Source organism: Flavihumibacter solisilvae (assembly GCF_000814475.1).
GTDB lineage: Bacteria > Bacteroidota > Bacteroidia > Chitinophagales > Chitinophagaceae > Flavihumibacter > Flavihumibacter solisilvae.
Window position 1 is genome coordinate 57,673 of the sequence record NZ_JSVC01000001.1, and the last position, 22,482, is coordinate 80,154.

A 22,482-nucleotide genomic window follows, 5' to 3' on the forward strand; every position below is an offset into this window, starting at 1 on the left:
ACGTGGGTTCTTTGTTTCCGGCCTAATCGGAGCTTCAACGGACAGATTTGAAAGCGGCGCGTATTTCTTTTGTAAAGAGTTCGGGCTGTTCCCATGCCGCAAAGTGACCTCCCTTGTCGAGCCTGTTGTAATGGATCAGTTTGGGATATGCTTTTTCAGTCCAACTTCTGGGTGCCTGGAACAATTCATCGGGGAAAGCACTTACTGCCACCGGGATCTTAACTCCCATCGGTTTAAAAAAGACGACTTTGTTTTCCCAGTACAGGCGGGCAGATGAAACTGCAGTTTTCGTCAGCCAATACAGGGTGATGTTATCAAGTATATCGTCTTTTGTGAGCCCTTCCTTCTTATCATCAAAAGTGCGGGCAATGAGTTCATAGCTGCGCGCATCATGATCCAGGATCCAGGATGCTAGTCCGATTGGCGAATCTTCGATGCCGTACATTGTTTGCGGGCGACTTGCCATCTGCTGTGCATAAGAAAGACCTTTTTTGAAGAAGAAATCGATCTGGTCCCATGCTTTCTTTTCATCAGCTGACAGTGAAGCTGGTGCCGGTTGGTGCGTAAATAATGCTCCCAGGATCTCATCGGGAACAACGGATGGCAGGTTGGTATGAATTGCCTGCAATTCCGGCGGAGCTAATACACCCATTTTCTCTGTGACCGCATCTCCCCAGTCACCACCCTGCGCCACATAGCGTTTATAGCCAAGGCGGTTCATTAAGGTGATCCAGGCTTTTGCAATCCTTTCAGGCTCCCAACCACCTTCGGTGGGTTGTCCTGAGAATCCATAACCGGGAAGCGAAGGAATCACGAGATGAAAGGCATCTTCCGGTTTTCCACCATAGGCGGTGGGATTGGTCAGCGGATCAATGATTTTCAATAGTTCGACAACAGAGCCAGGCCAGCCATGTGTAACAATCAGGGGCAGTGCATTCGGATGTTTTGAGCGTACGTGGATAAAGTGAATGTCGAGACCATCAATGCTGGTGATGAAATTCGGATACGAATTCAACTTATCTTCTGCCTTGCGCCAATTGTATTCTTTAGCCCAATACTTTGCCAGCTTCTGGATGGTAGCCAGTTGCACACCCTGCGATGCATCAGCAACAGTTTCACTTTTCGGCCATCTTGTTGCCAGTATGCGCTGGCGAAGATTGTCCAGTTCACCATCGCTGAATTTTACCTTGAAGGGTCGGATGTTTTCGGGCGGACTTACATGATCCGTAGAGTCTGCCAGTGCAAAACCAATTGAGGCCTGCAGGGCGAGGGAAACCTGTTGGGCCTGGACCACACCTGGCAGGATAAACGCTGCCAGTCCTGCCAGCGCCATTACAAAAGCCATTAACATTCTTTTCTTTTTCATTGCTTCAATCATTTATGTGTAGAATTTTATTGCATGTCAAAACTAGTCCTGAGCGGAAGGGAAGTCAAGCTTCAACTAAGCCAGGCGTACGATGTAACCCGTGAAGCAGGCAATTCGAAGCCGAAGAACTTATTGCCTGGCTAAAGTTTTGTCTTCTATTTACTGTTTAATGCGTGCCCGACCTCAATTTTCTCATTTGTATTTGGCGAATAGTCAACGTGAGAAGTGTCATTGTTACTAATGAATACCCACGTACCGGTACTCATGAGTGAAGAATTTCAGAACTATTAAATCAATACAAATGGCAACAAAGAAAAATGGTAAACAAAAGCAACCCAACATCTTAGTCATTTTTGGGGATGACATTGGAGTTCCCCAGGTAAGTGCATATACCAGGGGGTTGATGGGTTATCAGACGCCAAACATTGACCGTATTGCTAACGAGGGTGCAATGTTTACAGATTCCTATGGCCAACAGAGTTGCACTGCGGGACGTGCATCTTTTATTCTGGGCCAGGAACCGTTCCGGACCGGCTTGTTAACAATTGGTATGCCTGGTGATCCACATGGTATCACTGACTGGATGCCTACGATCGCCGATGCGCTGAAAGAGCAGGGTTATACCACAGGCCAGTTCGGGAAAAATCACCTGGGCGACCGCGACTATCACCTGCCAACTATGCATGGTTTTGATGAATTCTTCGGTAATCTTTATCATCTCAATGCGGAAGAAGAGCCGGAGGGTTATTTCTACCCGAAAGATCCTGACTTCAAAAAGAAATTCGGACCAAGAGGTGTCATTCACTCCTGGGCAGATGGAAAAGGCGGACAGAAAACTGAAGATACAGGTCCGCTCAACACAAAACGAATGGAAACCATCGACGAAGAATTTCTCGATGCTACAAAAAAATTCATTGATAGTGCCTCCAAGGGTGATAAACCATTCTTTGTATGGTTCAATACCACCCGCATGCATGTCTTCACTCATTTAAAACCCGAATCCCGGGGCAAAACAGGTAAGGGAACACATGCCGATGGTATGGTAGAGCATGATGGTCATATCGGGCAATTGCTTGATCAGCTCGATAAACTCGGCATTGCAGACAATACTATCGTTTTGTACACAACTGACAATGGAGCAGAGATCGCTCTTTGGCCGGATGGTGCGATGACAATGTTTCATGGTGAAAAAGGTTCAACTTGGGAAGGCGGCTTCCGCATTCCGATGATGGTTCGCTGGCCTGGGGTAATCAAGCCGGGCACTGTTTACAACGAGATTATCTCACTAATGGATTGGTTCCCTACTTTCCTGGCTGCAGCAGGTGTTTCGGATATCAAGGAAAAACTTGCCAAAGGAACTACATTCAGTGGCAAAAAATTCCAGGTTCACCTTGATGGATATAATTTCCTGCCCTTTTTCCAGGGCGAAGAAAAGGAAGGGCCGCGTAAGGCGATTTACTATTTTGACCAGGGTGGTAATCTTAATGCCGTTCGCTATCTCGACTGGAAGGTTAGCTTCGCTACCCAGCATGGGAATATTGCTACCGGCGTCCGGTCTGTATCTGCCTGGGCATTGATCGCCAACCTGCGTATGGATCCATATGAACGGGGAATGGAAGAAGGTGGCGGTGCGATTGATTTCCTTGCCCGGAACATGTGGCTATTGGTTCCAGTACAGGCACAGATCAAAGAATTCTTCAAGGACTTCGGGAATTATCCTTACCAGGAGGGATCAACTCTCAATGCGGGAGGAATTAACTATGCAATGCTGAAACAGCAGGAAGCCATGAAACGATTGAAAGAAGTCGAATCCTTTGCGACAGGCGGTGTCTGAAAGGAACACATCATGATCATATGGATATCGTACTAAAAACCACGGAGCATCATTGTGTGCACCGTGGTTTATTCATTAAAGAGGAACAGGTTCAATGCGGTGAAATTGTTATTTTTAAAACTTCATACTTACAAAAAGCACAGACATGAGATTCACCAAACTTGGCTTTCCCCTGGCTATGTTACTGGTTTCAGCAAGCAGCTTTGCACAAACGGACACAACTAAAAAATCTGTTTACGACCAGCATGACGCGTTCGCACCGTTGTTTTATCCTTCACAGGGAGACGATATCCGGGCAGCCGACGGCACACCTGGTCCAAACTATTGGCAGAACCGAGCCGACTATGTCATTAATGCATCGCTCGATGATACTGAGCATTCAGTAACAGGAAATGTGACGATAAACTATACTAACAACAGCCCGCAGGCGCTCTCGTTTGTCTGGCTGCAGCTCGACCAGAATATCTATAACCAACAATCGCGGGGCGTTGCCACTACTGCCATTTCAGGCGGTCGTTGGGCGAACCGTAACGCATTTAACGGAGGTTATACGATCAGTTCAGTTTCCTTAATACAAAACGGGAAGCAAACGCCCGTCAAATTCGAAGTGTATGATACGCGGATGCAGATCAAACTGCCTTCAACCATTCGTGCCAAAGGAGGCAAGACCAGTTTCCGGGTTGAGTACAAGTTTGTCGTTCCTGAATATGGCACTGACCGGCTGGGCCGGTTGAATACCAAAAACGGTTGGGTGTATGAAATCGCCCAGTGGTTCCCGCGCATGTGCGTGTATGATAACATCAATGGATGGAATACCCTGCCATACCTGGGCCAGGGTGAGTTCTACCTGGAATATGGTGATATCACATACAATATCACCGCGCCTTCCAATCATATTGTGGTTGGCTCAGGCGAATTACTGAATCCGCAGGAAGTATTGACTGCAGAGCAACAAAAGCGCTGGGCTGCCGCAAAGTCTAGCGATAAAACAGTGATGCTGCGTTCGGTTGCAGAAGTGACAGAGCCATCTTCACGGCCAGGCGGAAAGAAAACACTGACCTGGAAGTTCAAATGCGTACAGACGCGCGACGTGGCCTGGGCATCTTCCACTGCATTCGTATGGGATGCCGCAAGAATCAATCTTCCGGGTGGTAAAAAAGCGTTGGCCATGTCAGCATATCCTGCAGAATCAGCAGGCGATACTGCCTGGAGCCGTTCAACAGAATATGTAAAGGGTGCGGTTGAATTCTATTCACGTTACCTCTATCCGTATCATTATCCCGTGGCTGTAAATGTTGCCGGAATTGTAGGTGGAATGGAATATCCGGGGATTGTGTTCTGCGGCGCGCGTGCAAAACGCGATGGATTATGGGGCGTTACTTCGCATGAATTCGGTCACCACTGGTTCCCGATGGTAGTAGGCTCCGACGAACGTCGCTTCCCCTGGATGGACGAAGGCTTCAACACATTTATCAACGAACTGGCGGACAGAGACTTCAATAACGGTGAATATGCCCGCAAGACAGCAACAAATGCGAGAAACTATGTGCGACCATTCTTCGGTCCCACCTCAGAAAGCATATTAACAGTGCCGGATGTAACTGCGGGGGCGAATCTCGGTAATGTTGCTTACGGAAAACCTGGTTATGGCCTGGCCCTTCTGCGTGAAAATATATTGGGCCCTGAGCGGCTAGACAGTGCATTGCGATATTATGTTCACAAATGGGCGTTCAAGCATCCTACTCCATACGATTTCTTTCATTGCATTGAAAACTATGCAGGTGAATCACTTGATTGGTTCTGGCGCGGATGGTTCATGAATAACTGGAAGATCGACCAGGAAATCCAGGGTGTCGCTTATGTGCAGAATGATTCCTCGAAAGGATCAATCATCACCATCGCAAATATGGAAAAGCTGCCTATGCCGGTTGTTCTTGAAATAAAAGAAGCCAATGGAAAAACAAATCGCGTTAAACTGCCGGTTGAAATCTGGCAACATGGAAATGTCTGGAAATTCCATTTTGCTTCGACCGATAAAATCACTTCTATAACATTGGATCCGGATAACACACTTCCGGATGTGAATTCGAAGAATAACGTGTGGACTGGCGAAAAGCTTGGGTTTTAAACTTTTTGTCTGATTGATTTCCAGACTAGCCTTGTACTTCGGTACAAGGCTTTTTTAATAAGACACAGCAAAATCGTATCTTAAAAGAAATCGTTCTTACCGTGTTCAGGCGAAACTCTTTTCGCGACATAATAATGGCTACAGTTATTATGTTCTGCGGCCTGGGATTTAGTGCCAGGTCACAGCAAGGTTTCTATATGTCTCCCGGCAGAGTTATTAAATCAATTGACGCTATGACACTCAACTGGATGGGTGGGGGGATGCACTGCGCATCGCAGAACGAGCCCAAATCAGCGCGGAAGAATGCGCGCTTAACTGAAAAAGAATGAGTATTTACCTGGCAATTGCATTTGTAATCGGCGGACCGATACTGGTATACCTGCTGCTTTCCCGCAGGCAAAAGTATGTTGCACCTCCAGGAACATTCCCTGAATCTTACCGCGAAATCCTGCTGAAGGATGTACCGTTTTATGCAAGACTCGACGCAACGGGAAAGACGTTGTTTGAAGAAAAGATGTGGCGCTTTCTAAGCCGAACAAGAATCACCGGCGTAAATGCGACTGTTCAAGACGTCGACAAAGTATATATCGCGGCCAGTGCAATCATCCCGATCTATGGATTTAAGGATTGGGAATACAACAACCTGGCTGAGGTATTGCTTTATCCCGAATCGTTCAGCCACGACTTCGGACAGACGGGCGACGGCAGGAATACATTGGGTGTTGTCGGTGAAGGTCCATTACAACGCATTATGGTTTTGTCGCAACATGAACTCCGGCAGGCATTCCTGAACAGAACCAGCAAGGAAAATACCGCTATCCATGAATTCGTGCACCTGATCGATAAATCAGACGGAAGTGTCGATGGCATTCCGGAATTTTTCGTGGACCGCCAATATGTGAAGCCATGGGTGCAACTCATTCATAAGGAAATCAGGAAGATCCTGGACAACAGGTCTGATATTGATCCATATGGCGCTACCAATGAAGCAGAGTTCTTCGCCGTGGTATCGGAATATTTCTTTGAACGACCGGACCTGCTGGAACTAAAACATCCTGAGCTATACCAGCTTCTCACGGAAGTATTCAATCAACAGCCTGCGGAAGAAGCAAGGCAGGATAAAATATGACCGCATCAACAGACAGCCTGCTCATCGGGTTTGCCGGCGACGTGATGTTGGGTCGCAATGTAAACGGGCAAATTACGAACAGCGATCACAGATACCCCTGGGGCAATTTGATACCGGTGCTCAGAAGTACCGACCTGAATATTATCAATCTCGAATGCGCCATCACCAATCACAACAAGAAGGCCGCCAAAACATTCAACTTCAAAATGGACCCTGCCAATATTGGTGTTCTGACTGCCGCGGGAATCGATGCGGTTAGTCTTGCCAACAATCATGTGCTGGACTATGGAATTCCCGGGTTATTGGACACCATGCTTTTGCTAAAAGCCGCCGGCATCAGTCATGCCGGTGCAGGACAAAATGCTATAGAGGCCTCGCAGGCTGTCCTACTCACCAGGAAGAATATACGCGTGGCGTTACTTGGATTTACTGACAATGAACCCGGCTGGCGGGCGGGCAACAACAACCCTGGTACGAATTACGTGGTGGTTGGTAATATTGAACCAATAACAACAGCCATCAGGAAAATAAAATCACAATGTGACCTGGTTATAGTGAGCTTGCACTGGGGACCGAATATGCGTGAAGCGCCAACGCAGGACTTTATTGATTTTGCCCATGCCATCATCGATAATGGCGCCGATATCATTCACGGTCACAGTGCCCACATCTTCCAGGGAATTGAATGGTATAAGGGAAAACTGATCATGTATGACACCGGCGATTTTATCGATGACTACCGGGTAGACCTGGTCTACCGGAATGACCGTTCATTCCTCTTCCTATGCGAAGCTGGCAGGCATGTCATTTACCAGCTTAAACTAGTGCCGGTTGTTATTTCAAACATGCAGGTGAACATGGCTTCCGGAAATGAATATGACTGGCTGTTAAAACGTATCAGGGAAATTTGTCAGCCGTTTGGAACGATCATAAGCGAACATAGCCGGGAAGGGATTATTTGTCGCCCACCTGCAGCATGATCTTACCAAAATGTTCACCGGAATTCATATAATCGCGTGCTGCGTTAACCTCATTCAACTGGAAGGTCTTATCAATCGTGGGGCCCAATTTGTGTTTGCTGTAGAATTCCAGCATGGCCTTGAATTCCGCAGGTGTGCCCATCATTGTTCCCAGGATCTGCAGCTGCTTATTATACACCAGCCAGGGTTTCAATCCATTGATATTCCCGGCTGTTCTACCGAAATTAACAATCCTGGCACCAGGGTTGGCAACATCTGCCAATACCGCGAAGCCATCGCCACCTGCACTGTCAATGATCACATCGAAGCCACCAATCTCATCCTTTGCTTTAGTCACCCATGCTGCGTCCCTGTAATTATACCCCCCTTTGGCTCCCATGGCTATTGCCCGCCGGATCTTCTCTTCAGAGGATGATGTAACATAAACCGAAGCTCCGGCGGCATTAGCGATCTGCAACAGGTAAAGTGCAGCGCCGCCACCGATACCGGTGATAAGAACTTTGTCAGACGGTTGCAGGTCTGCCCTGGAAAAAAGCGCCCGGTAAGCGGTCAGTGCTGCCAGTGGTAATGCTGCAGCTTCTTCCAGATTCAGGTGAGCGGGTTTTTCGTGTACATATTCCCGTGGAATCGTGATGTATTCTGCAAATGTTCCGTTTGTCGGGTTGCCCAGGATCTGGAAATTCTTTCCGGTGAACCGCTCATCGTCACCCCAATATAAACCCGGGTTAATGATCACTTCCTTCCCGACAAGTGATTTATCCACGCCTCTACCGACCGATTCCACTACGCCGCTACCATCAGCACCCGAGATCACGGGTTTCTCCAGCACTTTTTCCTGCCAGATCCAGAGATCAAGATGATTGAATGCGGCAAAAGCTAACCTTATCAACACTTCTCCGTCCGCGGGTACCGGCGTGGGAACTTCCTTAACTTCCAAAGGCAAATCCTTTGAAAGAAACTGCACTGCTTTCATTGCTAATAAATTTTCCGGTAAAGGAGAAGATAACAGCAAATTGTGCCTATTGTTTATTCCCTACAAATTCTAATATGTCTCCAGGTTGGCATTCCAGCACTTTACAGATGGCTTCGAGTGTACTGAATCGGATGGCTTTCGCTTTGCCCGTCTTCAGGATCGAAAGATTGGCCAGGGTGAGGTCAACTTTTTCTGACAGCTCGTTCAAAGACATTTTCCGCCTGGCCATCATGACGTCGAGGTTTACAACGATGGGCATAGGTTATACGGTTAATTCGTTTTCGGATTGAATTTCCACACCCTTCTTGAAGATCTGCGAGAACACAAAGACTACTCCTGCCAGGAAAATAAATTCACCCGGGATCGTGTTCAACTGGAGTCCATCAACCCTTTTTGACAACCAGTCGGTATGCACATTGGACAACATGGCAACGATCCAAATGCCCAGGATGAAGTAACTGATTCGTTCCAAAATGTGTGAAACTTCTATCGTAAAGGGATTCGCCATTTTTATTTTTGAAAGGGCGCTTGTCACCAGGAAAGCGACGTAAGCCTCAAGAATAAGTATGGCGACCATAAAGCTTACGGAAACTGTGTAATGAAAGAAACTAAACTCTTTCAGTTGAGAAAGGTCCAGACCCTTGTACAGGTTTTTTGGCGGAAACAGGTTAAATGTGCTGATGCCGTAGGAAACCAGGATCGCACCGGCCTTGACCATTAAACCAATGAATGTTATCCATGCCAGGACATTCATTACTGCGAGGATCTGTTCTGTCTTTGTTTTCATAAACCAATATTTATGTGTTTAAGAACAACACAAATATCGGTAAATATTTATCGATATTCAATAATTATATTACGAATTTCATTAAAATACCCGGAAACCCGCATTAGTCCCCTTCTCTTACGACCTCGATCCGCCGGATGAAATCATCATAGCCTTCCGCCTGGTCGGAGTCTGCTCCATATACATCGATGCTGTACCCGATAAGGCCGTCATTTGCTTCTATCAGGTAAATGATAGACATATCGGCGGGATTTGAATCTCCCTCGAAGCGGTAGGTCCTGATGATCTTCAGGTCTTCGGGCTGGTAATCTTTTCCTTTGCCAGCGTGGAATGCACCGTTCTCGTATTGAAACTCAATATCCTGGTTTCGCTTGCGCAGGTGTTCCAGGACTTCAGTAATAGTGGTCATTGGTGTGTTGGAAGTATCCATAATTCGCTTTTCCCCACATTATGCAAATCGGGGGCCCGACGAAGGTTAGGGATCAACCTGTTTTCGCCACGAGTAAAGTAATAGCGCTGCCGCCGTCCTCCAGCGGTAACAACGAGAGGCTACCATTGAAGGTTGCCGCACGACTATTGATATCTTTCAGGGCGGCGTGGGAAAATAATTCTTCGCCGTTGATTTTCTCTCCTGAGATGGCGATGGTCAGGCAATCTGATTCTTCTGCCGTGGTCAGGGTTATCTGCACCTGGCTTGCGTTGCCTGTGACATGCCGGAGGGCTTCCTGGCAGATGCGGAAGAAATCAAGTTTCATTTCATGGGTAAAGCGGGAATCTTCGAAGTCGCCTTCGAAGTAACAGGGAATATTGTGGTGCATGGAAAACTCCCAGCACAAGGCGTTCAATGCCGAATGCAGGCCGGTATCTTCAACCATATTCGGACTGATGGAAAAGGAAACCTTTCCAATAGTGCGGATCATGAGATCGGTAACTGCCATTGCATGTTCCATCCTGTTCTTCACCTGTCCGCCAGCTTCCGGGATGTTGTTCATCAGCCAGTCCATATCCATTTTGATAACGGTTGCAAGCTGCGCAATCTGTTCATGCAGTTCGGTGGCGATCAGCTTGCGATCCCTTTCGATGGACTGTTTAAAATGCGCAGTGAGTTCCCTTAGTTCCCGGTACTTGTCCTGAACCTGGCGCTCAATCAATTTCCTTTCTGTAATGTCTTTTGCAATGGCGAAAACAACTTCCTGGTCAGCAATATAAATGGATGTCCAATGGAGCCACACTACACTACCGGGTTTGGTAATGTACCGGTTCTGGAAATTAATCAGTGGCGTTCCATTAATGAGTTTTACCCGTTCGCGATGTGTAAGTTCCTTGTCTTCAGGATGGATAAACGAAGCAATCGGCCTTGAAAAAAGTTCTGCCTTATTATACCCGAGGCATTTGTAAACTGACTGGTTGACCTTCCGAAAGTAACCGTCGCGACTGGCAATACAGACCAGGTCGGGGGTCATTTCAAAGAATGGCGTCAATTCATATTGCATATCAGGAGCCTCGAACATGGGCTAAAAATAAACCTTACTATGCAAATTGAGGGCCGCGAAGTCTAGAAGTCCTCCTCGAGTAGCATCCTGTTTGCCATCATAGCGGCTGTGGTGCCTGTAGCAACTGCGTTTGACAGTGTCCGTAACCGGGAGGCATTGTCACCGCACGCTAAGATTCCTGCGACAGTTGTTTCCTGGAATGAGCCGGTTTGTATATATCCGTCTTCAGTCAGCTCACATCCGAGTATTTCGGGTATTGCACAGTTCTGATCAAAAGGTAGCCGGGCATAAAGAACTTTTGTCGGGGATTTAGCACCATCCTTGAATACAATGTTCCGGATCACGCCCATTTCATGCTCCAGCTTATCAATTTCATTTTCGTTTATCCTTATACCGTGACTGTTTAATTTTGCCGTTTGTTCCGTGGTCAATTCCGAATCGCCATTGGTGAACAGGGTCAGTTCATTTGTCCAGTTTGAAAGAAGTCTTGCGAACTCAAAAGCTATTTCACCGTTGGCAAGGATGCCCGTTACTTCATTTCTTACTTCATACCCATGACAATATGGACAGTGAAGTACGGAGATTCCCCAACATTCAGCGATTCCTTCGATGGGTGGAAACCTGTCTTTAATCCCTGAAGCAAAAATCAACTTCCGTGCGGCAAAAGTTTCACCCGTAGACACCCTGATTTCAAACCCTTTGTCCGTTTTTGTTGCACGGGAAGCAATGCCGTTGAAGAATTCAATTGTATTGTATTGTTCAACCTGTTGCCGGGCAACTGTTGCAATAACTTTCGGAGTGCTGCCATCCTGCGTAAGAAAGTTATGTGAATGCGGCGTTTGACTGTTGCAGGGTTCTTTGCTGTCAATGATCAATACCTGTCTCAATGCCCGGCCCAGGGCCATGGCGGCTGACAGCCCGGAGTAACTTCCGCCTACGATGATCACATCATACTGTTTATTTGCCATTGGATTCAGATGAAAAAGTTTTGAGAATAAAATCAACAAAGGGGACACCAATAAATACGATCCATGGTACGAGGGATATCGTTAAGATAAATGTTCTTGCATACAATGGCAAAAGAGATAATTGTTTCCCGAAAAAGAACAGGAACAGGGTAATGGAAGGATAGATCACAATCCAGATCTTTAAGGATGCCAGTAATCTTGCTTTTGTTTTCATGACAATGTTTTTTAATGAACACAAAAGTAGATGGTGCATGAGGCGGGGTGATAGGACAAACACGGAGTCGGACAGCACTTATACAGAATTTCTAAATGTCTCAGGTGTGAAGCCAGTATGCTTTTTAAAGAACCTGATGAAGTAAGACACATCTTCATAACCGAGGTGATCTGCTACCTGGTTCACCTGTTCAGAAGTTGCAAGAAGCAGTCGCTTCGCTTCCAGGATGATTCGTTCATTGATAAGATCAGAGCAAGTTTTACCAAGAGTGGATTTAGTGATGGCGTTGAGCTGGTAGGGAGTAAGGTGCATCCTGCCGGCGTACTGCGCCACCTGTTTCTCCGCCTTCAAATGGGTGTCGAGTAATTCGAGCAATTCTTCAAGCCGTTCCTGTGTATAGGAATTATTACCATTCAAAGGACTGCCAGGTTGCCGGCTTTGCCTCGCGAGTTCAATGAAAAAGATCTCCATATAGGCACGGATGGATTCATAATATCTTTCCTGCTTGGCATTGAACTCTTCGAGGATACTGGTTAAGGCCGCATATAGTTTGTTGAAACTGTGCACACCACTCTTACAATAATTTTTAGAACTCACTTTCCTTAACCCCTGGATGGCCGATTTTCCCTGCGGGGAATAGAAGGTATTATCGAACCCCATCATAATGCCTTTGCTTCCCTTCTTCAATGTAAGGTGGTGAACCTGACCAGGTCGCAGAAAATAAACTGAGCAGTTGCCCACCGGGTACGCAGTAAAATCTATTTCATGTTTTCCCTTCCCATTAGCAAGCGCCAGCACATAATAGAAATCATGCCGGTGAAGCTCCTGCACCAGGTCCTGTTCATGTAACAAAATGCCCAGATCCCGGATGTTAAAGCCACCGGTAAAAGCCGGTTCCTTAAGGGCTGGGGAGATACGTCTTACGGGAATTCTATCCATCGGCAGGTTAATGTAAGACCCCGAATATACAGCCTAAAAAATTTGCAGCGGATTGGCGGAAGCTTGTTGACTTTGGTGTCTTATTTATGTTTGTATCTGGTCAAAAACGAAAAAGGGGTCCCTGGTTTGCCGGGACCCTTTTCGTTTTCATACAGGTAAAGACGATACTATTGCTGGGTTGTATTCACTTTCAGTTGCTTAAAGGCAGTTGGCAGCCATACCTGCATTTCATCCGCACCGCGGTTGTTCCAGGCGAAATAAGGAATTGCCTTAACGGGAACTTGCGTAGTCGTGAGTGACTGTCCGTCAGCTGAAGCAGCAGCGCCTTTTGCAGTAAAGGAAATCGTGTTAACGCCACCCAGTAGTCCAGGTTCGTAATTCACGTTAAACGAGGGCGCGGAGGGAACGATAAAGTTCCAGGCATGTTTTCCGTTGTCAGCGCCTTCTACACAATATACCATTGGGCCATACTGGATGGCAACGCGATCGTTATTCTGCTTCAGTTCGGGGCGGCTGGAGATCATGCGGACTTCCATCGGCGTTGCTATTTCCACCACATCGCCTTTCTTCCATTTACGGGCGATCACGGCATAACCTTTCTCCATCCGGATGTCGACCGGTTTGCCGTTTAACTGTACCTGAATCTTTCCTTCAGTACCACCTTTGTAAGTGTAAAGGTCGCCGGGGGCGGGTTCTTTCATCCAACCCGGCTGGCGGAGCCGCAGTTCGCACGACTGTTTCGGTGCTTCGGTAATTGAAATAGTAGTTGTTCCTTTCCAGGGATAACCGGTTTGCATGGACAAACCAAGTGCTTCCTTAGCCATCGGGATCCTGACATTACTGCCGATATAGAGGTTTACCCAGGCTGCATTTGCCGAGTGACTGTAAACATAATTGCCGAGCGATGAAACCAGGCGGGCGATATTCGAAGGGCAGCAGGCGGTACCGAACCATTCGCGGCGTTTGTGTGTGGCCTGCGAAGCAAGCGGGTTGCCATAGAAGAACCGGTCACCAGAAAGTGATAATCCGTCGAGTGCGCCGTTATAGAGGCTTTTCTCCAGGACATCGATGTATTTGGAATCACCAGACAACATGTTCATGCGCTGGTTCCAGAATACCATACCAACTGACGCACAGGTTTCGCAATACGCGGATTCGTTCGGAAGGTCGTAGTCGAGGCCGAAACCTTCGTTCGTGCCCTGGGCGCCGATGCCGCCTGTGATATACATATTGCGGTACACTACATCTTCCCAGATGCTGTTCATAGCTTTTACATAGCCGGCGTCATTGGTAACCGCCGCAACATCAGCAGCCCCTGCATACATGTACATAGCTCTTACTGCATGCCCGGTGATTTCCCGCTGATCCTTAACTGGCAGGCGATCCTGGCAATAATCAGGATCTTTCCACTGATCCCAGATCACGCCTTTACCATGGCCTTTGCCCCTTTGCTCAAGGAACCATTGGGCGAGTTCGAGGTATTTTCTTTCACTGGTATGGTGGTAGAGACGCATGAGCGCCAGCTCGATCTCCTGGTGACCACTGACCCATGGACGGTTAGCGCGGCGGAAAGTGGAATCGATGTGTTCTGTGAACCGGGTTGCCACATCGAGAAGCTGGCGTTTGCCCGTAGTGTTATGATAAGCAATCGCAGCTTCGATCAGGTGACCGGCGCAATAGTCTTCATGCTTTTCCATGTCGGTCCAACGCTTGTTGAGGTCCGTCAGCTCATAGAATGTATTGAGGTAACCATCCGGGAGTTGCGCTGCTGCAATTTTGCTGATCCATTCGTCAGCTTTCTTTTCGATAGCCGGGTTTGGGTTGTTCTTTAGCGAGTAGGCCATCGCCTCAATTGCTTTGTACACATCTGAATCATCATAGTAGATGCCTTCATGCTTACCACTTCGGGTGGCAGCTTTCTCAAAATTGCGGATGCGCCCGGTCTTGTTTTCCGTATACAAAATACAGGCGTCGAGTGTGGCAGTTGCAACGGTCTGCATCCTGCCCTTCCAGAACGGGTCAGTGATAGCAACCTGCGAAAAATTTACGGGGTAGAGTTTCTGCAACGACTCCTGTGAATACGCTGAAGAACCAGCCAGTAAAAGTCCTAGTGAAAGAGTTCTGACAATTCTCATAATTCAAATCATTAAAAGGAAACCGTGATGGTTTGCCTGCTATAAATTTCCGGTGATTCCGGCATTTTTATTTCTAATGTGATAATATTCTCATTAACGGATAATACCCGTGCATTGCGGACTTCCTTAACCGGATTTTCCGCGAAAGCAGTGAAGGTATAAGTTTTACCAGGTCTTCCTTCTGCCAGCCATTCCATTTGATTGCCTGCGGAAATTTTTTCGGTGAGGATCTTCAGTCCCGAAGAAGGTTGGTTAACAACTGCAGCCGTAACGACTGGCAATACTCCTATACCACCGGATGTGGAGATCCGGAGATCGTGATGGCCCGCATCAATGGTTGTTTTCACACAGACCCTGATACCGTCAGCTTCCTGTCTAAGTGTGAAGGGAACCTGTTTACCATCGAGTTCAACAGCATTGATTCCAGTCAGTGGTGGAAATGCGGGTGAAAAATCGAGTCCGGTTTTCCTGTTTACATCAAATGAATAAGAAGTTTCGCCTTTAGTTCTCTTCATGTTCATAGACATCACTGTGCCGCCCATGCGAATATTGGAAACTTTGGCCGTGGGCCAATGCCAGGGGAAATAAGGTGCGAGCCGGATAACTTTTTTGATGGCATCGGGTTCAAGTCCCAGCATGCCTTCGATGGCAGGCTGCAGCACCATTGTTTCACTCCAGCACTGGTGACTGCAAACGCCATTCGGCTTGTATACCTGGCCATTCAATGTTTCTTCAATGCTGCCTGGAGACCAGTTTTTATATACCAGCATATTCGACAGAATATACTGGTAGCCTGCTTTATACAGTCCATTGCTGAATGCGCCGAGTGAACCCCAACCGCCGTAAAGGGGCCATACCATGCCGGCATGGTAACTACCGGCTTTATATTTCGGGTTGTCTTCTTCCAGCATCCTGATGCCCCAGTCGGTTGTGAATTTGCTTCCGGTTATGCTATGCATCACAGCGAAAGACTTTGCTGAGTCAGTGATGGCTTTCAGGTACATCGGAACTGTTGCAATGCCGGTTGAATGATCCATAAAGCTGCCGTCGGCCATCTTTCCATTGTAGAAATAGTTCTTGTCGCTGTTCCAGAATGCGGTGTTGATCGTGTTCCTGACATTGTCTGCCTGCTTACGGTAGTTCCCGGTTGATCTGCTGGTTGCGCCAGACATATATTCCATGGCATCAAGGGTTGCTGCCCAGCAGCCGGCGAGATAAAATTCAGTATGGGTCCCAAAGAGCGCGCCGCCTTCGATCCAGCCATGGCCAACATTGGTATTTTCAATAAGGCCGTCGCCGTCGGTGTCAGTGCTATAGCAGAACTTCATCGCGCTTTCGATCGCAGGCCAGATCCGGTTGATATATGCAACGTCACCACTGTATTTCAGGTAGTGAGCTGCAAGAATGATGAACAGCGGTGTAGCGTCTGATGCGTCATAGTGGGCAACGGCACTCGAAGTGAGTTCGTGGTAGATCTTACCGTTAAGGTCCTGGAACCGAACGAAGGTTTCCAGTTGCTCTTTTACCATTTTGAAATCACCGTATGCATTGATGGCCATTGCACTCCATTGGGCATCGCGGCCGAAGTACCAGGCATATCCGGGTCTTCCGCTAATTGCCTGGCGGCCATTCCAGCCGCGGGCGGTGGTGCCGAAACCAGCCATGAGTGCGGTTCCCAGTCCTGGTGTGGTCTGAAGGAACTGATCAGTACGTGCCAGTGCCCAGGCATATCCCTTGTTGAACATGGTGTCGGGTGTTTCAAAATTTACGAAGCCCGCCAGCAGGTTCCGGTAATATTCATTACTTGTTTTGAAGAGTGTATTAAACTGATCGCGGTTGGCATAAAATGGTTTCAAGGCATCAGCAAGACCCGTAGAGCTGCCGCTGAAATAGATGTTTACCGGCTTCGCGCTGGTAATGGCAAAATGAGCTGAAGCATGAACTTCATGTCGGGCAGGATTTGCTTCTGTCGATTGGCTGGCAGGTTTCTCACTGTATAGTACAGCTGTGTTCAATGCACCATCCTGGCCGCTGATGATATGACCGTTTACCGCCGCATCGAAAGCAAACTTGAGGCTTCCGGTTGCAAGGTGACTATAAGGCCACATATATCGTAGGTTGGAAGCAAATTTCACCTGCAGTTCCTCTATGGGTTCACCGCTGATTTCATAATGCGCCACCCCGTATGGCTGGTCGAAGGAAACCGTATAAATTTCTTTCAGGGTTGTTTTTCCAAGTGAATATGTTCTGACCAGGTATTCAGGCGTGACGAGGACTGACGCATGCATATGCTTTAGCCAGCTGACGCTGTCATTGCCTTTCAATTTCACTCCCGCTTCGAAATCTCGTAGTGACATATTGGGATGGATCCAGAGTTCTTCCATTCCACCGTTCAATTTTCCCATCCACAACATGCGCCTGCCTACGAGATCATAGAATGCGGTGGAGAGTGTATCAACACGCATGGATAGCGAAGGCTCAGGTAATTTCCACGGACCCGCCTTGATCGGGACAATTCTTTTAAGGTTGAACCTGGTGGTGATAAAAGTTGGCGCATTGTAATTCCAGTAATGTGCATCCCCTTTCAGATTTCCTGAGAGGTACCTGAATACATTCCCTGTGAATTTAGCGAGGTGATCCTGGTTGCGGTTGGGAGCTGCATAATATAGGTAAGCACCTGCAGCCAGTACCTTCCCTTTCCCTTTATCGAGCTCTAAAAGCAATTTGTTGTTCTCCGTGAAAGTGATGTAGGTCCAGTCGATGCCCAATACTTTAGATTTCGATGGAACAGCGTTACCGAAAAATCCATGTTTACGGACGATGTGATCTGTGGGTCGCTTTGACGTGTAGGCGCCGCCCTGTAATCCAGTGAAAAGCGGATGCGACTTAAATGCGTGGAACCCAAGCGGGCGACCGAAGCCATTATCCTTTACCGTATCGCGCTGCATGGTGATTGCGCCTGGTTCCCATCCCCAGTTATTGAGAAGCGGCATTGCTTCCATGGAAAGAAAGATCTTTCCGCCGGCTTCTGCGTAGGCCCCGAGTTTTTTACCAGCTTCCTTTTCAGTAGCATCAAAAGCCGTGGTATCGGTGCGGTGATACCAGATGTGTGAAAATGCAGCGAGGTTTCTTCCGTTCAATTCTTCCAATGAGAGAAGGTTGACCTTGAATCCGTGATCCTTTTCAAGCAACCTGCTGATTGCTGATAATTCATCATTATCGGTATGGTTCTTAATCACTGCGATGTTCACAGACAGCTGTGAAAAGGAATCGGCCGCTGTTACCAGCGAGCCGATTACAACCAAAACATACTGCAGAGAATCTTTAATACTTCGTAAACGCATTACTCTGAATTTATTTCGCATCCTTAATGCACCTGAAACCTACGGTGGCGTTCCGTTCGAATCCCTGGCTTACCCGAAGCAGGAACTGGCGGTAATGAAGTTCCCTTGCGCCACCCTGTACGTACCACCAGCTTGATGATGGCTTGAAATAGGAGCCGCCTTTCATCATGATATAACGATGGCTTCCGCTCATGTAGACATCATTTGTCAGTTGCCATACTGATCCTACCAGGTCTTCAAGTCCGTAAGGGTTGGCGCCAGCAGGATAAGAACCTACTGCGTGGGGTTTACCATCGCCCAGGTTACTGACACTTGGATCGATGCCTTCGAGATGGCTCACGGTAAGAGTATTGGTAACGTACTCCAGTTTGCGGGTTACAGGTTGCTTCTGCTCCCATGGCCATTCGCGCAGGGCCGGAGTCTGTGCTGCATATTGCCATTCAATTTCTGTTGGCAGTCTTTTTCCTGCCCACTTAGCATAAGCTCTCGCATCTTCATAACTGATATAAACAACCGGGAATTTTTCCTGGCCGGCAGGGATCTTTCCATTTTTCCAATGCTTCAGGAAATTCGCGGGATCTGATGGCTTGTATTTTGTAGCAATGAGGAATTTGCTGAATTGCTCATTTGTAACGGGATGTTTATCCATGTAGCAGGAAGGCATTTCGAATGTGCTGTCGACATCCTGTTTAGGATAGGCAATGAACTCATCACCGTTGGTGGCCTTGAACTTGAATTTCCCTGCAGGGATGCGAACCATTCCTGCGGGCACTTCGGGTGTACCGCCGGTTTTTGCAACCAGTGAAACACGCCTTGCTGTACCAGGCACAATTTTAACAACCTGTTCATCCATTAAAATACCCTCTTTCATCTGCTGGATAACGACAGCGCCTTCAAACCTGTCAAAGTGTTCGCTGATCCTCACCATGTGAGTCCCAGGTTTCAGTTTCAGGGGTTCTTTTTCATACGAAGGCGCTCCAGCCCAAATGCGAATTTCATCGCCGTCGCCATTGCTGGAAACGGCAAGCTCGTCACCATTAAGCTTTGCGGACAAGAGAATGGGCAACCTGGCTATACAGTCAACTTCGCCTTCATTATTTGTTCCCAGGTCGCTTGCGTTGAAGGCATCTGTAGAAGCTTCAATAAACCACTTGTTGTCTTTTTGTTTTGGTTCAAGTAAAGTATGGTGCCAGAGGTCAACATAGTGAAAGCCTGTTGCAGGCTGCACTTCAATAAGTTTTCCTTTAAAACCCTGTGGAATGATACTGTAAATGGTGTAGATGGTCTTTGCACCCAGCTCCCATTTGTTTGCCCAGATGCTGTCGGCAATAACCGGTACGATCGGCGTGTATCCACGCGATACAAAGTTGTGCGTGTTTTCGCGGAGGATTCGTGTTGTTCTGCCGAGATATTTATACTGTTCAATGGCCCAGTCTGGTTGTCCGGGAGCCATTATGTTTATCTCCGTTCCGTAGCCATTGAAGAATGATGTGGCAAATTCGCGGCGGATTTTTTCCTTGAAGAGTTCTGCCACGCGGTAGATCGTGAATTCAGGTTTGATCAATTTGTTCAGGTTCAGCATGGGCGCATAGTAGAGCGCGTTATGAACACGTCCGGAAACTATTCCTGCCATGTCTTTTGGAACAGCCATGCCTTCGCTGTACATGATCACACCGTCGCGGACAACGTCAGCGGCATCCTGCAGTTCGCGGCTTGATTCCCCTTTTGTATCCAGCACCACGCCGTCGGCAGAAGTTTCCGCTATCAGTTTTGACAACCCTTTGAAGTGATTCTCGCTCCTTGTGCTTTCGTCCCACGGGTTGTAACAGATAAAAAACTTTGTTCCCTGGTTACGGCTCAGTGCAGCCTGTTTTCCCATAGCTGCCGTGCCGCCCGGGAGATCGCGGAAAAGATCGAACTGGTTGCGCTGATCGAGTCCAAGGGTCGGCCAGGTCGGCCAGATGCTTACGATATCGTCGCCACCATAAAGTTTTTTACCACGTTGTAAAAATTCCTGCAGGTGGTACTTCCCATCTTTGATGTCAAAATAGAATTTATCCCATGCATCCACCAGGTGGAGCACATAAGTATGCCTGATCCACTTCAGGTCTTTGCGCTGGTAAAGGCTATCGTTGAAGGCCTGCTGGTCGTACAGCATTTTTTCCTGGAAGATCTTAACCAGGCCATTCTGCCAGTTTCCCTTATAAGGCTCTGCATAAAGTTTGTATTGCACTGAACCACCAGGATTGAGGATTGTCTCGAACCTTCTTCTTGAACCCTTTACAATCGTGTTCCTGTCGCGCCTGGTAAGCATCGCTATTTTCTGATCACCGTTGATGGTCAGAGAGCTGTAACCAAGGTCCCAGGCATTATCCGGAACGATCACGTTCACAGGCAATTTACCGGGGAGGAAAAGGTGGGTACGCGATAAACCATGCGTACCCAGTCCTGTTATGTAGGCATCTGTTCCTTCTTTATCGAGCGGCATTACGTTCCTGAGTTCTACAGTATCGCCGGAATTATTTTTGAATTCGACAATCGCGTATACCAGTCCGGTGGTGTCTTTCCAGTTCACTTCGCAGCTCACCCTGGCATCCTGCCTGTCGGAGCGGAAATATTTCTTATCCACTTCATAAGACACAATGGGCATGGCCTGGCTGAGTGATAAGCTGCCTGAGCTGAGTTTCACCGAGGTGATCCTCTTCTGTGGATCAAGCTGCACAGCCTGCAGTGTTTGTGCAACACCGGAAACTTTCAGGATCACCAGGTGAGCCAGGAGTGCACAACCGTTTTTAAAGAAGTTTTTTTTCATGATGCTTTTAAAAGATTACTCTTAATATCCTTCGTTCTGTTCAATCTTCTTATTCGTCAATACTTCTGTTCCGGGAATCGGGAAAACATATTTTTTGGAATCTGAAACACCCAAAACTGCGTTAACGCGGTTAGTGCGGATCAGGTCGAACCAGCGGTGCGGTTCAAATGCGAACTCTATCCTTCTTTCTTCTTCGATTGCAAGCAGCAATTCGTCTTTGGTTGTGGCGTTCGTTCCTGCTAGTCCTGCCCTGTCACGAACAACATCCAGGTCTTCAACTCCTTCCGTTGCCCTGTCCTGGTTTGCCCTTGCTTCTGCCCTGATCAGATACATCTCTGCGAGCCTGATGATGGGATAGTTGTCGTCTTTCGTTCCACCGAGTGCTTTGCGGAACCGGTTTCCGAATACAACACCGCCTTCTTCTGCAAGCAATACGCTACGGGTGCCGGCAACTAATGGATCTTTCAGCAGTGCTTCCAGTGCATCAGTTGGACCGGTACGATAGTACCCACCTTTAGCTGTCGGATAGAAATAAGCAGAGAGCTCATTCCTGTCGACCTGGTTATAATCCAGTTCAAAGATCGATTCAGTATTCTTTTTTTCTGTGATGATCTTTTCGAAAGGCATTACCAGGGAGAAATCTGTGGAGGCGTTGATCACCTCCGTTGCCATGCTTTCAGCCGTTGCCCAATCTTTCTGGTACAAGGCTACGCGGGCACGCAAAGCCTGTGCGGCTTTTTTGTGAGCGATATTGCGGTTTACCGTAGATGGTAGGTTAGATTCTGCAGCAGTAAGGTCACTAACCACCTGGGCATACACCTGGTCAACAGTGCTACGTGCAGGGAAGGATTCGTCTGTAAGTCCGCGTGTAGGTGTAAGTACCAGCGGAACACCACCCCATGTCCTGACCATATCGAAATAAACGAGTGCACGTATGAACTGCGCCTGGCCGAGGATATTCTTACGGTCTTCGTCGGTCATGGCGGGGTCGCTGACTTTGCCCGCTGCATCGATCACATTGTTTGCAGCATTGATGGCCTGGTACATTGACTTCCAGGTAATCTCCATAGTATTGGAGGATGCGAGAACGGCATGCCCATCGAACTGCAGGTCGGTTGTACCTGCGCTATATGGTTCCACGTTATCATCTGACAACCATACTGCGTTCGGCCATTCAGCGCCGTAATATTCGATAACCTGCAGGCGGCTGTATGCCCCTGTGAGCGCGCGCTGAATGCGCTCCTTCGTTGTGAGTGCCACTTCCTCACCAATCTGGTTGACAGGCTGGATCTCCAGGAATTTCTTACAGGAAGACAGCGATACTGAAGCGATCAATATGGCACCTATATAATGTTTTGCTTTCATGATGTTTTGCTTTTG

Annotated in this window: 17 protein-coding genes; 4 read left to right on the top strand and 13 right to left on the bottom strand. The window is 47.7% G+C overall.

Annotated features, from left to right (window positions below; translation table 11 throughout):
• Positions 1–34 precede the first annotated feature (34 nt).
• Complete coding sequence (locus OI18_RS00205) at positions 35–1,366, bottom strand: epoxide hydrolase family protein (protein WP_240312686.1); 1,332 nt, start codon at positions 1,364–1,366, stop codon at positions 35–37.
• 301 nt (positions 1,367–1,667) lie between these two features.
• Between OI18_RS00205 and OI18_RS00210 the strand changes: the two genes are divergently transcribed.
• The 4 genes from OI18_RS00210 to OI18_RS00230 all read left to right on the top strand — a co-directional run bounded on the left by OI18_RS00210 (position 1,668) and on the right by OI18_RS00230 (position 7,437).
• A complete protein-coding gene (locus tag OI18_RS00210; RefSeq protein ID WP_052272726.1) occupies positions 1,668–3,200 on the top strand; it encodes an arylsulfatase in 1,533 nt (510 codons plus the stop codon).
• A 145-nt stretch (positions 3,201–3,345) separates the two neighbouring features.
• Complete coding sequence (locus tag OI18_RS00215; RefSeq protein ID WP_039135987.1) at positions 3,346–5,328, top strand: M1 family metallopeptidase; 1,983 nt, start codon at positions 3,346–3,348, stop codon at positions 5,326–5,328.
• Positions 5,329–5,653: 325 nt separating this feature from the next.
• Entirely contained in the window at positions 5,654–6,457 is an 804-nt protein-coding gene (locus OI18_RS00225) for a M90 family metallopeptidase (RefSeq protein ID WP_039135990.1), read from the top strand.
• Positions 6,454–7,437 carry a CapA family protein gene (locus OI18_RS00230; RefSeq protein ID WP_052272727.1) on the top strand — a complete coding sequence of 328 codons (984 nt, stop codon included), beginning with the start codon at positions 6,454–6,456 and terminating at the stop codon, positions 7,435–7,437. The genes OI18_RS00225 and OI18_RS00230 overlap by 4 nt, the downstream gene beginning before the upstream one ends.
• On the opposite strand, the gene OI18_RS00235 is transcribed toward OI18_RS00230, so the two are convergent.
• The 12 genes from OI18_RS00235 to OI18_RS00290 all read right to left on the bottom strand — a co-directional run bounded on the left by OI18_RS00235 (position 7,412) and on the right by OI18_RS00290 (position 22,467).
• Positions 7,412–8,410, bottom strand: coding sequence for a zinc-binding dehydrogenase (locus tag OI18_RS00235; protein WP_039135992.1), 999 nt, complete (start codon positions 8,408–8,410; stop codon positions 7,412–7,414). The two genes, OI18_RS00230 and OI18_RS00235, sit on opposite strands and share 26 nt — an antisense overlap.
• Positions 8,411–8,456: 46 nt before the next feature.
• Positions 8,457–8,669 carry a helix-turn-helix domain-containing protein gene (locus OI18_RS00240; RefSeq protein WP_039135994.1) on the bottom strand — a complete coding sequence of 71 codons (213 nt, stop codon included), beginning with the start codon at positions 8,667–8,669 and terminating at the stop codon, positions 8,457–8,459.
• Between the two features lie 3 nt (positions 8,670–8,672).
• A complete protein-coding gene (locus OI18_RS00245) occupies positions 8,673–9,197 on the bottom strand; it encodes a DUF2975 domain-containing protein (protein WP_039135996.1) in 525 nt (174 codons plus the stop codon).
• 103 nt (positions 9,198–9,300) lie between these two features.
• Positions 9,301–9,627 carry a hypothetical protein gene (locus OI18_RS00250; RefSeq protein ID WP_039135998.1) on the bottom strand — a complete coding sequence of 109 codons (327 nt, stop codon included), beginning with the start codon at positions 9,625–9,627 and terminating at the stop codon, positions 9,301–9,303.
• Positions 9,628–9,679: 52 nt separating this feature from the next.
• Positions 9,680–10,708, bottom strand: a complete 1,029-nt coding sequence (locus tag OI18_RS23500) for a PAS domain-containing sensor histidine kinase (protein WP_052272728.1) — start codon at positions 10,706–10,708, stop codon at positions 9,680–9,682.
• A gap of 44 nt (positions 10,709–10,752) precedes the next feature.
• Complete coding sequence (locus tag OI18_RS00260; RefSeq protein WP_039136000.1) at positions 10,753–11,658, bottom strand: NAD(P)/FAD-dependent oxidoreductase; 906 nt, start codon at positions 11,656–11,658, stop codon at positions 10,753–10,755.
• A complete protein-coding gene (locus OI18_RS00265) occupies positions 11,648–11,872 on the bottom strand; it encodes a putative antibiotic biosynthesis monooxygenase (RefSeq protein WP_039136002.1) in 225 nt (74 codons plus the stop codon). Before OI18_RS00265 ends, OI18_RS00260 begins: the two co-directional genes overlap by 11 nt.
• 78 nt (positions 11,873–11,950) lie before the next feature.
• Positions 11,951–12,811 carry an AraC family transcriptional regulator gene (locus OI18_RS00270; protein WP_039136004.1) on the bottom strand — a complete coding sequence of 287 codons (861 nt, stop codon included), beginning with the start codon at positions 12,809–12,811 and terminating at the stop codon, positions 11,951–11,953.
• Positions 12,812–12,978: 167 nt separating this feature from the next.
• On the bottom strand, positions 12,979–14,946 hold the full coding sequence (locus tag OI18_RS00275; protein ID WP_039136006.1) for a glycoside hydrolase family 127 protein: 1,968 nt from the start codon (positions 14,944–14,946) through the stop codon (positions 12,979–12,981).
• An 11-nt stretch (positions 14,947–14,957) separates the two neighbouring features.
• A complete protein-coding gene (locus OI18_RS00280) occupies positions 14,958–18,290 on the bottom strand; it encodes an amylo-alpha-1,6-glucosidase (RefSeq protein ID WP_039136008.1) in 3,333 nt (1,110 codons plus the stop codon).
• 10 nt (positions 18,291–18,300) lie between these two features.
• A complete protein-coding gene (locus OI18_RS00285; protein WP_052272729.1) occupies positions 18,301–21,102 on the bottom strand; it encodes a formylglycine-generating enzyme family protein in 2,802 nt (933 codons plus the stop codon).
• A 21-nt stretch (positions 21,103–21,123) separates the two neighbouring features.
• On the bottom strand, positions 21,124–22,467 hold the full coding sequence (locus tag OI18_RS00290; RefSeq protein ID WP_039136010.1) for a RagB/SusD family nutrient uptake outer membrane protein: 1,344 nt from the start codon (positions 22,465–22,467) through the stop codon (positions 21,124–21,126).
• Between the last annotated feature and the right edge of the window lie 15 nt (positions 22,468–22,482).

Excerpts from the sequence above, each read along its gene's own strand:
- OI18_RS00230 (WP_052272727.1), top strand. The coding sequence starts at position 6,454 with ATGACCGCATCAACAGACAGCCTGCTCATCGGGTTTGCCGGCGACGTG.
- OI18_RS00280 (WP_039136008.1), bottom strand. The coding sequence starts at position 18,290 with ATGCGTTTACGAAGTATTAAAGATTCTCTGCAGTATGTTTTGGTTGTA.
- OI18_RS00215 (WP_039135987.1), top strand. The coding sequence starts at position 3,346 with ATGAGATTCACCAAACTTGGCTTTCCCCTGGCTATGTTACTGGTTTCA.
- OI18_RS00285 (WP_052272729.1), bottom strand. The coding sequence starts at position 21,102 with ATGAAAAAAAACTTCTTTAAAAACGGTTGTGCACTCCTGGCTCACCTG.
- OI18_RS23500 (WP_052272728.1), bottom strand. The coding sequence starts at position 10,708 with ATGTTCGAGGCTCCTGATATGCAATATGAATTGACGCCATTCTTTGAA.
- OI18_RS00205 (WP_240312686.1), bottom strand. The coding sequence starts at position 1,366 with ATGAAAAAGAAAAGAATGTTAATGGCTTTTGTAATGGCGCTGGCAGGA.
- OI18_RS00270 (WP_039136004.1), bottom strand. The coding sequence starts at position 12,811 with ATGGATAGAATTCCCGTAAGACGTATCTCCCCAGCCCTTAAGGAACCG.
- OI18_RS00260 (WP_039136000.1), bottom strand. The coding sequence starts at position 11,658 with ATGGCAAATAAACAGTATGATGTGATCATCGTAGGCGGAAGTTACTCC.
- OI18_RS00245 (WP_039135996.1), bottom strand. The coding sequence starts at position 9,197 with ATGAAAACAAAGACAGAACAGATCCTCGCAGTAATGAATGTCCTGGCA.
- OI18_RS00225 (WP_039135990.1), top strand. The coding sequence starts at position 5,654 with ATGAGTATTTACCTGGCAATTGCATTTGTAATCGGCGGACCGATACTG.
- OI18_RS00290 (WP_039136010.1), bottom strand. The coding sequence starts at position 22,467 with ATGAAAGCAAAACATTATATAGGTGCCATATTGATCGCTTCAGTATCG.
- OI18_RS00275 (WP_039136006.1), bottom strand. The coding sequence starts at position 14,946 with ATGAGAATTGTCAGAACTCTTTCACTAGGACTTTTACTGGCTGGTTCT.
- OI18_RS00250 (WP_039135998.1), bottom strand. The coding sequence starts at position 9,627 with ATGGATACTTCCAACACACCAATGACCACTATTACTGAAGTCCTGGAA.
- OI18_RS00235 (WP_039135992.1), bottom strand. The coding sequence starts at position 8,410 with ATGAAAGCAGTGCAGTTTCTTTCAAAGGATTTGCCTTTGGAAGTTAAG.
- OI18_RS00265 (WP_039136002.1), bottom strand. The coding sequence starts at position 11,872 with ATGAAAACAAAAGCAAGATTACTGGCATCCTTAAAGATCTGGATTGTG.
- OI18_RS00240 (WP_039135994.1), bottom strand. The coding sequence starts at position 8,669 with ATGCCCATCGTTGTAAACCTCGACGTCATGATGGCCAGGCGGAAAATG.
- OI18_RS00210 (WP_052272726.1), top strand. The coding sequence starts at position 1,668 with ATGGCAACAAAGAAAAATGGTAAACAAAAGCAACCCAACATCTTAGTC.